We start from the raw sequence: 13,476 nt of genomic DNA on the forward strand, positions 1-13,476 counted from the left end.
CAGCGTCGTGGGTCGGTGTCCGAAGGGTTCGTGCGCGAGCCTGCGCACCACCGTGTCCCGTGGCGTCCCCTCACATCCGCAGTGCTGGCACCACTGGTCTGGTTCAACGACTCGGCATTGGAGCATCGCTCGGTCGGGTTCCAGGTGTTGTCCGACGGCTTGGAGACCGAGCTCGTCGAGGCGGCAGAACGTGGTCAGGCAGGGCGCATCAAAAGTAGGGTGGGACATGTCGAGGTCTTCCGGGTGGGCAGTGTAGGAACTTCCATCTTCAGGGAGACCTCGACTCCTACACGGACAGCGACGCGCTCAACGGACTACACCCTCGTTCGAGAAGAGCCTGATTGAGTCTTCGCAGTCAGCAACCCTGGGGAGATGTGTGCTGAAGCTGGAATCCGACCCGTCGTTCCTCGACTCCCATACGACCCTCGAAATCGCGCTGATCCTCGGCGGCGTCGCCATCGGCGCGCTGGTGGTCGCGGCGGTCGCTTTCCGGATCCGCTCACGCTGGCTGCTCGCCGCGACTCTCGTTCTCGGCGTCGTGCAACTGTTCGGCCCGTTCGGCTTCACGTCGGCAGCACTGCTGGTCACCTGCACGCTGCTGCCGGTCGCGTTCTGGCGACGGCGCGAGGATCTGCGCAACCTGCGATCCCCCGCGACGATCTGGGCGTTACTGCTCGCGGCTCTCGCGGCGTGGCAGGTCGTCTCGGTGCTGTGGTCGGCCAAGGTCGGCGCGGCGGGCTACGGCGTGATCTTCAGCGTCGCGCTGCTGACGGCCTACCTGCTCGCGCGAGACGTTGTCGAACGCGACGCCCAGGGGATCCCCGCCGCGATCGCCGCGGCCTCGCCCTTCGTGATCGTGTCGGCACTTCTCGTCATCGTCTTCCGCATCTCGCCCACGCTCGAGGCGTCGTACCTGCTCTCCCCCGTCGCCCGACTGTTCTCCGAGCCCGACGTCGCGCTCGTGACGCGCAGCGAGATCGATATCGCGCTGGATCCGCTCGGATCCCTCGGCGTCTTCTCCGATGTCGCGCGCCCGCCGGGCGCAGCGGGGGGCCTGCTCGCGGGCCTGTTCGATTCGACGACCCTGACGAACTTCCAGAACGTGCTCGACCCGACGAAGGCCGGCGGTGTATTCCTCAACGGCAATACGGCGTCTCTGTTCTTCGCAGTCGTCGCATGCGTGTCGGCGTGGGCCATGGTGCACGGACGTCTGCGCGTGCTGCACGCGATCACCGCCGTCTCGGCGATCGCGGCGATCGTCGCCACCGGCTCGAAGACCGCACTGCTGCTGCTCGTCGGCCTGCCGCTGCTCGCGCTGCTGATCGCGTTCGCGGTGCGCCGCCCGCGCGCGGGGGCGATCACCGGATCCGCGATCATCGCCGCGGGCGTCGCCGGCGTCATCGCCGTGCTCACGATCAAGCCGAGCCTCGTCAGTTCCGGCACCCTGAGCGACCGGTTCACGCTGTGGCGCATCGTGTCCGATTCGTTCCCGGAGCACTGGCTGCTCGGCTTCGGATTCGGAAACTGGCGCGACCACATCGTCGACGAGTGGACCTCCTACTTCCCCGGCGTCGCCACCCAGATCTGGCCGCCGCACAACCTCGTGCTGCAGGCGTGGGTCGATGCGGGCATCGTCGCGCTGATCCTGACGCTGGCGATCGTCGCACTGCCGCTCATCGGATCCGTGCGCCGCATCGGCGAGGCGCGCCGGGATCCGCTCTTCGGCGGGCGTTCGATCGGCACCGGCATCGTGTTCGTCGCGCTCGCGTGGGTGCTGCTGCACGGCATGGCCGACACGACGTTCTTCGCGGGCGACAACCACACGCTGCCTTTCGTGGCGCTGCTGTCGGCGGTCGCGCTGACCCCGTCTTCTAAGCTCAAGTCATGACGGTCTATGTCTACTATCCGCGCGGCCTCGCGACGGGTGGCCCCGAGGCCCTGCACCAGCTCGTCGATTCGCTGAGGCGCCAGAATCAGCCGGCGTTCCTCGTGCCGATTCCGGGCACCGAGTCGGCACCTCGCGCCGAGCGTTACGACCAATACGATGCCCCGGAGGCCTCGGCCGCGGGCGATACGCCCGGCGATATCGTCGTCGTGCCCGAGACGCAGGCGCTGCTGCTGAAGCCATTGCGCAAAGCCCGCGGATACGTGTGGTGGCTGTCGATCGACTATGCCCCCCGTTTCGTGATCGAGCGCGATCGCACCTCCCTGCTGCCCATCGAGCGCACTCGCAACACGCGGTTCCCGCTGCTGCAGGTGCGGGCCGCCAAGCGCGCGCTGCGCGGGCTCGTGACGGGCGAGGATCGCGTGCTGCGCGGATCCGGGCACCTGGCTCAGTCGCACTACGCGTGGAACCACGTGTTCGCGCACATCGGTCGGGTCGGGTCGATCCTGAGCGACTACACACCGGTCGCCCCGCTCGATGCCGTGACGATCGCGGGGCGCATCCCTCGCGTCGCGTACAACCCGGCGAAGTCTCGGCCCATCATGGCCGAGTTCGCTCGGCGCTGGCCCGGCATCGAGCTGCTGCCGCTCGAGAACATGACGGGCGAGGAGGTCGCTTCGGCCCTCGCGACCTCGCTCGTCTACCTCGATCTCGGAGCGCACCCGGGCAAAGACCGCATGCCGCGCGAGGCTGCGGCCATGGGCTCCGTCGTGCTCGTCGCGAACCGCGGCGCCGCGGCGAACGGCGTCGACGTGCCGATCCCGCCCGCCCACAAAATCGATGTCGGCCCCGACATCGTGCAGAACGCGAAGCGCGCGCTCGATCAGGTGTTCGCGGATCCCACCGCCGCACTTGCGGCCCAGGCCGACTACCGCGCCCGCATTCCCCGCGAGCGCGACGTCTTCGACGCTGAGGTGCGGCGCGTGTTCGTGGAGGGGCTCGAAGGAGACGACGGGGCTGTGCCGGCGGCGTAGGTGTCGTTCGGGAGGAGTTTCGCGATAGCGACTTCGAGGAGGCCGGCGATCCCTCCGGACGGAGATGAGCCCTAACCACGGATCAGATCCGGATTCTCGTCCGCCCGAAGGGGCTTTTTCCTCCCGAAGCGTCACGACTTCGGCGGCTCCATCGGAAGCTGGGGGCCGTGATTCCAGGCCAGGATCGCAGGCTGCTCGCGGTCGTATCCGAGCACGGAGACGGATCCGGCGCCGAAGGTGATCGACGCACCGAACCGCGGGGCCTGCCGGAGGAACACGGCGGCCAGGATCCGCAGGTAGTGGCCGTGCGCGACGAGGGCGACATCGCCGTGCACCATCGCCGGCAGCACCCGCGTGAGCACGCGCGACGCGCGGGCGGCGACCTCTTCGACCGTCTCGCCGGGAGTCTCGCCGCGGATGACGCCGTGCCGGAAGGCCGACCAGTTATAGCCGAGCTCGGCCCGGATGTCCTTCGTGGTGCGGCCCTCGTACCCGCCGTAGTCCCACTCGATCAGCAGCGGATCGACGTCGGCCTGCAGCCCCGCGAGCTCGGCCGTGCGGCGGGCGCGTTCGAGCGGAGAGCTGAGCACGAGCCGGAAGTCGTAGTCGCGCACCAGTTCGCCCGCGGCTCGCGCCAGATCCTCGCCGTGCGCGGTCAGCGGGATGTCCGTGAGCCCGGTGTGCCTTCCCGTCCTCGACCACTCGGTCTCGCCATGCCGCAACAGCACGAGCTTGCCCTGCGGGTTGTCCGGGGCGGGCTGGTCGGGCAGAGGGTCGGTTGGGCTCACAGAGACACAGTATCGACTGGAGTGTTCACTCTTGAGTGACGTTCATCCTTAATGAACATCGTCTTAGGGTGAACGCGAGCGCTTCCGAAGGAGACTCGCGCCAGATGCCGCGCGCATCGCGGATCCGGATCTTCACGGCGAAGTCTCCTTCTGAAGCATCAGCTTTGGTTTGTTCGAACTTCGGTGGCGCCATTCCTCACGTATGAGCGGCCCAAAGGGCATCCATCGGCACCGCGGAGATCCGCTCTCCGACCGCTCGCGTCTCGGATCCGGTGTGTAGGACGTATCCGGCGATGAACCGATCACCCAACTGGTCCCGCAGCATGCCGAGGCCAGCAGCGTCCTTTGATCGCACCGTAGCCGCCGACTTCACCTCGATGCCGACGACGCGACCATCCGGCGTCTCCAGGATCGCGTCCACTTCGACGCCTCGACTGTCACGGTAATGATGCAGCGTGGTGCGCGTCGACGCCCACGTCTGCTGCCGTCGCAATTCCCCGACGACGAAGCACTCGAGCAGAGCGCCTGTCAGAGGTGTGGTCGGCCCCAACCCTTCGGGTACAGCCCCGAGCAGAGCGGCGGCGAGCCCTGAGTCAACCGGGAAGATTTTCGGCTGCTTCACTTCACGAGACGTCAGGTTCACCGCCCAAGCCGGCAACGTGTGAGTCAGAAAGAGCGTCTCCAGAAGGGCCGCGTACGGGTCAAGCGTTCGTCGGGGCATGCCGGCATCGGTCGCCAGCGCAGACCAGACCATCGTGCTTCCCATCCGGGCGGCGATAAGGCGAAGTAAACGCGGCAGGTCTGACATACGCTGCAGACCCGAGATGTCAACAGCATCACGCCGCACGATCTGCGACACGTACGCCTCGTACCAGTCTTGTCGACGCTGAGCAGATTGTCGTCCCAACGCCTCCGGATAGCCGCCCGCGCATGCCCGCTCGACGTAGTCTTCACGAGTCAACGCGCTGTGGTGAGTCGACAACGCACCTTCAGAGAACGCGAGGTCGACGAACGACTCGGGAACCGACTCGATTTCTCGCTGGCTGAAGGGATGCAGGCTGATGTGCTGAGCGCGCCCAGCCAGCGACTCATGTGTCGAGGAGAGCTCGAGGAGGTTCGCCGACCCCGTGACGAGGAAGCGGCCGGGCCGGTGATCCCGATCGACTGCGGCTTTGAGCGCGATCACGAGTTCGGGCGCCCTCTGCAACTCGTCGATGATGAGCAGCCTATCGGGCGCCTGTTCGACGAATCCGGTCGGATCCGCACGTGCGAAGTCCAGCGACGGGGGATCGTCCAATGTCACCGACAACCCCGGTCGATCGATGAGCGCCTGACGCGAAAGCGTGGATTTGCCGACTTGTCGCGCCCCTTGGAGCACGACGATCCGCGTATCGGCGAGAGCCTCGATAAGTCGTGGGAACACGAGCCGCTCGACAAGGGATGACGCATTCATCAGGCCACCCTATCGCCGTCTTCGCCGTTTCACCACACAAATCTCGCCGTTTCACCACCCGTCATTCGCCGTTTCACCACCATCTGCTCGCCGTTTCGCCGGGTAGTTCGGTAGCTCGGCGCTCGGCGACGAGCCACAACTACGGAGATGAGTCAGATACGCGGGGCGGATCGGTGAGCTGGTCCGAAGGTGTGGCCCATCTCCGAAGATCCGGGTCAGTGCTTTCGGATCACGCGTCGCAGCTTGCGCATACCGCGCTGCTCGGGCGGGAGGTCGTGCGTCAGCATCGCGTCGATGTCGCGGGCGTGCGCGGTGCGGGATCCCTGGATGCGCCGACGCTCTTCGCGCCCGTGCGTGGCCGCGAGGCGCACGCCGCGGCGCAGACCTGACCAGGCGGGCCTCGCAGATCCGGTGAGCGTCGCCTTCGCCAGCATCGCGCCGTACAGCAGGATGAACCTCGGCACGATCATTCTGCGCAGGCCCTTCGGGACGTTCTTCGTCACGAGGATCGGCAGGTTCTGGAAGTTCTGCCGCACGGTGAATCCGGGGATCCGCCCGCTCGTCGCCCCGATCCTGTGGTGCGCGACGGCCGCGGGGTCGTAGACGATCGCGTGGCCGCGCAGCCGCGCGCGGAATCCGATGTCGATGTCTTCGAAGTAGGCGAAGAACCTCTCGTCGAACAGGCCGATGTCGCGGAAGAGATCAGCGCGGAACAGCGATGCCCCGCCCGAGGCCGAGAACACCGGGCCCTGCTCGGGGGCGTCGTGGGCGGCGAGCCCGCGGAAGCGCGGGAACGGCATGCCCCAGGTCGAGACCGCGTCGCCGGCGGTGTCGATGGTGCCGTCGAGGTCCGGATCCTCGCTGCGCCGCACCATCAGCCCCGTCGCGATCGACGCGCCCGTGCGCTCGAGGGCGGCGTCGAGGGATTCGAGCCAGGTCGGATCCGGGGTCGCGTCGTTGTTGAGCAGCGCGATCGCCTCGTATCCCTCGGCGAGCGCGCGGCGGATCCCCACGTTCACTCCGCCGGCGAACCCGAGGTTCGTCGGCTCGGTGTGCAGGACGAAGGATCCGCCCCGCGCACGGAGGCGGGCGACGTCGTCACCGGCGGATCCGTTGTCGATCACGAGCACGTCGAACGCGTCGTGCGTCTGCGCCTCGAGGGCGTCGAGGCACTCGAGCGTGTCGTCGATCCCGTTCCAGTTGAGCACCACCACGAGCGTGCGATTCATGTCTGCGCCTCCTGACGATTCATCCGTGTGCCGCGTGAGAGCAGGATCATCACGGCCTGCACCACCAGCACCGACCCCTCGGCCGCTGCCAGCCCCGCCGCGCCGCCGACGGCACCGAGCTGGCCCGCGAGCAGCAGCGACGTCGGCACGCCCACCACGGCCCCCACCACGACGCTCGCGAACACCCGCCGCGGCAGCCCCCACGCGATCAGCACGTGGCGGCCCGTCGCCGTCGACATCGATAGGCAGAACGTCGCGACTCCGAACAGCAGCGCCGTCATGCGATCGATGCCGACCCCGAACAGCGCCGTCGTCAGCCACGGCCCGAGCAGCGCGAACCCGGCGAATCCGAGGATCCCGAGCCCCGCGTGCAGCACGAGCGCCCGGCGCACCCTGGCCCCGAAATGGGCCCGGTCGTCCTCGACCACCCACCCCTGCAGCGCGTTGCCCTGCGCCCCGACAACGGTCTGCCCCATGCGCCACAGCTTGTCGCCCGACACATACACGCCCGCCTGCGCCGTCGACGCGCCGAGCGTCACGATCGACACCGCGAGCGCAGTGTAGGCACCGCTCACGACCTCGGTGCCCGCCGCAGACAGCTGCCGCCGGCCGAAGCGCATCGCGTCCCGCCATCCGGTGAGCAGAGCCCCCAGCGGCACGACGCGGCGGGCGTATCCGACAACGCCCCCGAGGATCGCAACGATCAGCAGCACGGGATACGTCCAGACGAGCGCGGATCCGCCCAGCACCACCGCGATGCCGCCGAGGCCCGTCGCGACCGCGCGCGGCAGCAGCTCGAACCCGATCAGCGGCAGCGGCGTGCCGAGCCCGATCAGGTACCAACTCGACGTCAGCCCGCCGAGCGTGATCGCGACCGCCATGAGCGCCGCGTCGATCTCGGATCCGTCCGGCGCGAGCAGCCACGCCGCCACCGCGCCGATCACGAGCGCCGGCAGCAGGATCAGGATCCGCGCACGGGTGCCTCGGGCGAACAGCTCCGCGCGCTTCTCGGCCGGTGCGAGCGCGACCAGAGTCGGCCCCTGCACGTTCAGACCGAGGGCAACGGCGAGCGCAAGGAATCCGCCGACTGACTGCCCGACCGCGATCGCCACCCAGGCGTCGACGCCCGCGGCCCGCGCCAGCACCGGCAGCACGAGAAACGGGATCAGCGCCGAGAACGCCGGAATCGTCGAGAAGCTGAGCAGGCGACGGGTGAGCGACATCAGCTCGACCAGTAACCGGCCGAGCGCATGCCGATCGACTGGCGGAACCCGATCGACCGGTCGATGCCTTCGGCAGGGATCTGCGGACGCTCGACGCCCTTCGCCGCGCGCCACCCCTGGATGCGCCCCACGAGCGCCGACGCGTCGCGCTTCAGGATCAGCCGCCGCAGCACCACGATCGCCTCGATCGCCAGCGCCATCGCGCCGTGCCGCGTGCCGAGAACGCCCCACGCGCGCAGCAGGTAGCCGCGGCCGAAGCCCGCAAGCCGGATCTGCCGGGGCGTGCCCTCGCCCGCCGACGCGCCGCCGATGTGCACGCCGCCCGGCTGATCGAGCGCGAGCGTGCCGTAACCGCCCGCGCGCAAGCGCAGCGCGAGATCGAGCTCCTCGCCGTACATGAAGATGCCCTCGTCGAGCAGGCCGACCTCGTCGAGCGCGCGCCGACGATACGCGGCGACGGCGCCGTACGGGCCGAGGACGATCGGATCCGCGGGGTTCTGCCGCGAAAGCGGTGCGCCGTGGAAGCGCACGAAGCCCGCGCAGGTGGGATCCGCGGTGATCCCCTGCGAATCGACCAGCCCGGCGGGCGTCGTGAGCAGCGGGCAGACGCTCGCCACGTCCGCGGGCGCGGCCTCGAACGCGGCCGCGATATCGGCCATGAGGGTCGCCTCGGCGATGACGTCGCTGTTGACGAGCACGACGACGTCGGCGGATCCCTCGCGAATGCCGCGATTGCACGTCGCCGCGAACCCGCGGTTGGTCTCGTTTCGCAGCAGGGTGAGCTCGGGGAAGGCCGCGGCCACACGATCCGCGGTGTCATCGGGGCCGCAGTCGTCGATGACGATGACATTCACAGGGTAGGTCTGCGAGGCGAGCGCCTTCAGGCACGGCTCGACGTGCTGCCACCCGCCGTAGACCGGCACGACGGCGTCGATCGTGACCTGGTCGGTGTCGGTGTCGGGCATGGGACCCATCCTATTCGCCGCGTCATCTGCCGCTGGTGTCTCGCGCACCCGCGCGCGTTCGGCGGAATGTCGGGGGTTCGTGGGAGGATGAACCTCGTTCGCCACGGGAGGATTCTTCAATATGGCCATGGCCCGACGTACCCGCAATGTGACCCTGACCATCGCCGGTGTGCTCGTCGTCGTGCTGTCCGCCGGTGTGATCGCCTACGCCGTCGTGTCGGGCGGCAATGAGCCCGAGCCGGTCGCGCAGACGCAGACGCCGACGCCCACCCCCACGCCGACTCCGACGCCGACCCCCACACCGACGCCGACGCCCGAGCCCGCGGAGATGCCGAACTCGACCGTGATGCAGGCCGTGCTCAACGGCTGGACCGGCGCCGGCACGCAGACGGTCGCCGATGTCTCGCCCCAGATCGGCGAGGCCGTGACGGGTCGCACCTCGGCGTACATCGACGCGCCGCGCATCAAGGAGCCGGTCGCGGCGCTGAGCGCCGACGTGCCGGTCACCGCCGGCGAAGAGTATGTCGTCACGGCACACGTGCGCCAGGGCACGCACAGCCCGCACGAGGTCGCGGCGTCGATCACGGTCGGCGACACCGAGATCCCGCTCGGTGAGGTCAATGCGGCGTGGACCGAGGTCGAGGGCGAATTCACGGCGCCCGAGGGATCCGAGACGGCGACGCTCGCCGTGCGCCTGTCCGACAAGGTGACGGCGCTCGGCATCGACGACCTCGAGATCCGTCCCGCGTCAGGCGGCGACAACATCGTGCCGAACTCCTCGTTCGAAGACATCTCGGGCGATTGGGGCATCCTCAACAGCGACCTCCTCCTGCGCGAGACGGGCGCGGCCATGGCCGTCTCGCTCGACGACGGCGACGCGTCGTGGTCGGTCACCTCGCCCTCGGGCGACGAGGTCGCGAGCGGCACCGAGGCCGTCGAGAGCGGCTTCGCCCGTATCTCACTCGACGACGTTACGCAGGGCTTCTACACGTTCTCGGTCACCGATGCCGGTGGCCGCCAGGTGACCACACCGTTCGGTGTCGTCGACTACGACGGCACGAACATCACGGCCGACCAGCGGTTCGGCGTCGCCACGCACGCCGACCAGAGCTGGTACACCGATGCCGCTGATGCGATCCGCGCGACCGGCATCGGCCTCGCCCGCAACGACGTGCTGTGGGATCAGAACGAGACCTCCCCCGGTCAGTACTCGTTCTCGTCGCACTACACTGAAGAGTTCGGCAAGTTCTCCTCGCACGGCATCGACCTGCTCGGCATCGTGAACTACGGCAACCCGCTGTACGACGGCGGAAACACCCCCGCCTCCCCCGAGGCCGTCGACGCGTTCGGCCGCTACGCCGCCGAGATCGCGAAGAACTTCGACGTCGCGGGCCTCGAGGTGTTCAACGAGTTCAACCACGACCGGTTCCAGACCGGATCCTGCGGTTCCGCCCCCGAGTGCTACCCGCCGCTGGTGAAGGCGACCGAGAAGTACGTCGCCGAGGTCGACCCCGAGATCCCGATCGTCGCCGGATCCACGGCGAACTACGACGGCGACTGGTTCCGCGGCCTCTGGGCCACGGGCGTCATCGAGAACGCCGACGCCATGAGCTTCCACCCGTACAACAAGTGGATCTACGACACTCCCGAGAGCCTCGCGGGCGTCATCAGCGAGTCGAACGACGACATGCAGTCGATCGCCGGCTCGAAGCTGCCGATCTGGATCACCGAGTTCGGATGGACGACGGGCGCCGAGCTCGGCCAGCAGGTCTCGCTCACGGTGCAGGGCGAGCGCCTGGCGCGCGCCGAGCTGACCGCGTTCGCCTCGGGCGCCGAGAAGTACTTCTGGTACGACCTCATCAACGACAGCACCGATCCGAACAACCACGAGGGCAACTTCGGCATGTTCGAGCAGCGCCGCGACGGCGTGGCCGCTCAGCCGCCGCGCCCCGCCGCGTTCGCGCAGGCGCTGCTGATCAACGAGATCGGCGGACGCGAGGCAACAGGCCACGCCGACGCCGGCGACGGCGTGCAGACCTCGGTCTTCGGCGAAGGTAACGACGCGGTCACCGCCGCGTGGTCGTACGACGGAGACCGCACGGCGAGCATCGAGGCCTCCGGCCCCGTGGTCGTGACCAGCATGTGGGGTCCGACGATGACCGTCGAGCCCAAGGACGGAAAGGTCGAGGTCGCGGTGGGCGCATCCCCCGTCTTCATCGAGGAAAAGTAAGTGATGAACGAAAACGATCCCACGGCGGGCCTCACGCGCAAGCAGATCCGAGAGCTGCGCTCGTCAGGCGACGGCCAGGATGACGCGCCGACCACGGCGCTGCCCATCGCCGACGACGCCCCCACGCCCGCGATGGGCGTTCCGGCGCAGGCTTCCGGGCCGGCCGTGCCCCCGCAGGGTCCGCCGGCGTCGCACAGCGGCAGCGGTTCGGATGGAGATCAGCCGAAGAAGCGCTGGACCAAGCGGCACACCAAGCGCACGATCGTCATCGCGATCATTGTGCTCGTGCTGTGCGGTCTGTGGCTCGGCATCCGCGCACTGATGGTCAAGGGCGACCTCGAGGCCGCCCAGCGCATCGTCACCCACGTGCAGGAAGAGCCCGACAGTCTTCGCGGAGCGATGCCCGTGCTCGGCGACTACGCCGGATCCGCAGCGAGCGTCCGGTGGGATCCTGTGTGGCGCGTCGCCGAGATCATCCCGTGGGCGGGCGCGAACCTCAAGGGCGTACGCCTCGCGTCCGAATCGCTCGACGTCGCCGTCAACGACCTCGCGGTGCCCGCATTCGATGCGATGGACAGCGGCGGAGATGAATCCGTTCTGCAGAAGATCCTGCCCGTGCTCGAAGATGCGCAGCCGCGCGTCGAGAAGCTCGCGGAGGGCCTCGATGGTGTTGCGCAGTCGGGCTCGCTCATCGGCCCTGTGCGCTCCGGCGTCGACCTGGTCAACGGCATCATGCAGTCGGCAGCTCCCGCGATCGGCGTCGCGCCGGGCCTGCTCGGCGCCGAGGGCGAGAAGAACTACCTGCTCGTGTTCATGAACAACGCCGAGTCGGTCGGCCTCGCCGGCTCCGCCGCGTCGCAGACCCTCGTGCACGTCGACAACGGCAACCTCGAGATCACGGCGCAGGCCGGATCCGGGGAGTTCAACGAGGAAGGCGGCCCCGTCGACGTCGAGGTGCCGCAGAGCGCGCTCGACCTCTACTCGAGCTTCCTCGTCGACCACGTCAACACGACGCCCAGCCGGCCGGATTTCCCGACGATGGCGTCGCTCAACAAGGCGTTCTGGAACCGCGACATCGGCGACCAGCAGATCGACGGCGTCGTGGCCTTGGACCCGATTGCACTCAGTTACATTCTCGACGCAACCGGGCCCATCACCATCACATCTCCCGATGGAACCGTCGACACTCTGACGAGCGATAACGCCGTGCAGCTCCTGCTGAGCGAAGTATACGCGCGATGGAACTCCTACGAAGCGCCCGAACTCGTCGATGCGTTCTTCGCCGGCGTCGCGGCGCAGGTCTTCGACAAGATCGCGACGGCCGACTTCAACATGATGGGCATGGTCTCCTCGCTAGGCCGCGGCATTGACCAGGGGTCGATCCTGTTCCACAGCTTCGACGATGAGACGCAGGACTTCATCGCCGACGAGCGCGTCTCGGGCATCCTGCCGACCGACAACGAAGAGACGAGCACGGTCGGCGTGTACTTCCGCGACGAGTCGGCGTCGAAGATCGACTACTACATGCGCTCGAACATCGACGTGACGCAGACGTGCACCGACGGCAGCACCTCATTCGACGTCGCGACGACGTTGCACCTCGACATCGACCAGGGCGTCGCGGATGCGCTGCCCGACTACGTCAAGAGCGGCACCCCTGGGTGGGGATCGTCGCGGTTCCGCACAGCCGTGTACGTCTATGGTCCTCCCGGCACAACACTCGATGAGGTCACAGTGGAGGGCCGCGAGGTCGAGATCAAGAGTCAGGATATCGACGACCTCGGTCGCCCCGTGGCGTTTGTCTGGACATACCTCGCGCCAACCGAGCTCGCGACCGTCAACGCGACGTTCTCGGGAGACGGCGATTTCGGCCCGGCCGCGCTCTGGTCGACCCCGATGGTCAACGCGACAACGGGCACCGTCGCCGCCTGCGGCGAGTAGGTCGCCGGGCCCCCTCGACCTTCCCCAAGAGGTTCCAACCGCCGGCCGGTTTCAGAGCAGTCGGCGGCAGGTTCAGGGGGCTCAGTACGGGAAAGTGCGGGTGGGGGCCGTGGGAGTGCCGTTCTGCGCGCTGTAGTTGTCGATCACGGCCGTAGGGTCGGGGTCGCGTCGCCGGGCACGGGATCCGCGGTGCTCATCGTCCCAGCGCGCCCGCGCGAGCACGCGGCGGTCGCGCGCGTGCACCATCGCGCGGATGAACGCGGCGATGATCGTTCCGATCCAGGCGCCGATCGAGTTCGACACGACGTCGCGGATGTCGCTCACGCGGTCGCCGAGGAACTCGCCCTGCGTCCACTCGATCAGGCCTGAGTAAGCGGGCAGGATCAGCAGCGCGAGCCACCATCCCCACCCCGGCAGCGCGAGCCCCAGCAGGAACCCGAGCGGGATGAACATGCCGATGTTGGCGACGAACTCGAGCTCCATGTATCCGAAACTGTCGGGCACACCGATGCGGTGCAGCCCGTTGAGCACGCGCTCCGCGATCGAGTTGACGCCGATCCCATCGAGCGTCGGCGAAAGCGTCACCCACATCACGAACGCGAGGTAGATGATGAACAGCACGGTGGCGAGGCCCACGCGCAGGCGGCTGCGGGCTGGCTTGCGATCGTCGGCGTACGTCATATGGCGAGGGTAGTCGCATGCGCCTGTGAGGGGACGAAAAAGCGGGG

General features: G+C 68.2%; 10 protein-coding genes and 1 pseudogene. 4 read left to right on the forward strand and 7 right to left on the reverse strand.

Features of this window, described 5'->3' with window-relative positions:
* A pseudogene (locus G510_RS17845) lies at window positions 1-228 on the reverse strand (ISL3 family transposase); the annotation flags it as partial.
* Between the two features lie 148 nt (window positions 229-376).
* Here G510_RS17845 and G510_RS0106730 point away from each other — a divergent pair.
* Complete coding sequence (locus G510_RS0106730) at window positions 377-1,888, forward strand: O-antigen ligase family protein (RefSeq protein ID WP_029153012.1); 1,512 nt, start codon at window positions 377-379, stop codon at window positions 1,886-1,888.
* Window positions 1,885-2,919: a hypothetical protein gene (locus G510_RS0106735; RefSeq protein WP_029153013.1), complete on the forward strand. Its 1,035-nt coding sequence runs from the start codon at window positions 1,885-1,887 to the stop codon at window positions 2,917-2,919. Before G510_RS0106730 ends, G510_RS0106735 begins: the two co-directional genes overlap by 4 nt.
* Before the next feature lie 131 nt (window positions 2,920-3,050).
* Here G510_RS0106735 and G510_RS0106740 read toward each other — a convergent pair whose 3' ends face one another.
* The 5 genes from G510_RS0106740 to G510_RS0106760 form a co-directional block, all read right to left on the reverse strand.
* A complete protein-coding gene (locus G510_RS0106740) occupies window positions 3,051-3,707 on the reverse strand; it encodes a histidine phosphatase family protein (RefSeq protein WP_245563246.1) in 657 nt (218 codons plus the stop codon).
* Window positions 3,708-3,903: 196 nt separating this feature from the next.
* Entirely contained in the window at window positions 3,904-5,160 is a 1,257-nt protein-coding gene (locus G510_RS0106745) for an ATP-binding protein (protein ID WP_029153015.1), read from the reverse strand.
* A gap of 215 nt (window positions 5,161-5,375) precedes the next feature.
* On the reverse strand, window positions 5,376-6,389 hold the full coding sequence (locus G510_RS18515) for a glycosyltransferase family 2 protein (RefSeq protein ID WP_029153016.1): 1,014 nt from the start codon (window positions 6,387-6,389) through the stop codon (window positions 5,376-5,378).
* Window positions 6,386-7,612: a polysaccharide biosynthesis protein gene (locus G510_RS18520; RefSeq protein WP_051216529.1), complete on the reverse strand. Its 1,227-nt coding sequence runs from the start codon at window positions 7,610-7,612 to the stop codon at window positions 6,386-6,388. Before G510_RS18520 ends, G510_RS18515 begins: the two co-directional genes overlap by 4 nt.
* A complete protein-coding gene (locus tag G510_RS0106760; protein WP_029153017.1) occupies window positions 7,612-8,577 on the reverse strand; it encodes a glycosyltransferase family 2 protein in 966 nt (321 codons plus the stop codon). The genes G510_RS18520 and G510_RS0106760 overlap by 1 nt, the downstream gene beginning before the upstream one ends.
* Before the next feature lie 127 nt (window positions 8,578-8,704).
* On the opposite strand from G510_RS0106760, the gene G510_RS15755 reads away from it, so the two are divergent.
* Together G510_RS15755 and G510_RS15760 are read left to right on the forward strand one after the other, a co-directional pair.
* Window positions 8,705-10,807, forward strand: coding sequence for a carbohydrate binding domain-containing protein (locus tag G510_RS15755; protein WP_051216530.1), 2,103 nt, complete (start codon window positions 8,705-8,707; stop codon window positions 10,805-10,807).
* A 3-nt stretch (window positions 10,808-10,810) separates the two neighbouring features.
* Window positions 10,811-12,748: a DUF4012 domain-containing protein gene (locus G510_RS15760; protein WP_169562577.1), complete on the forward strand. Its 1,938-nt coding sequence runs from the start codon at window positions 10,811-10,813 to the stop codon at window positions 12,746-12,748.
* A gap of 81 nt (window positions 12,749-12,829) precedes the next feature.
* On the opposite strand, the gene G510_RS17490 is transcribed toward G510_RS15760, so the two are convergent.
* Window positions 12,830-13,429 (reverse strand): VanZ family protein, encoded by a 600-nt coding sequence (locus G510_RS17490; RefSeq protein ID WP_051216534.1) that lies wholly within the window; start codon window positions 13,427-13,429, stop codon window positions 12,830-12,832.
* Between the last annotated feature and the right edge of the window lie 47 nt (window positions 13,430-13,476).

The organism is Microbacterium gubbeenense DSM 15944 (assembly GCF_000422745.1).
In the GTDB taxonomy this organism is placed as follows: domain Bacteria; phylum Actinomycetota; class Actinomycetes; order Actinomycetales; family Microbacteriaceae; genus Microbacterium; species Microbacterium gubbeenense.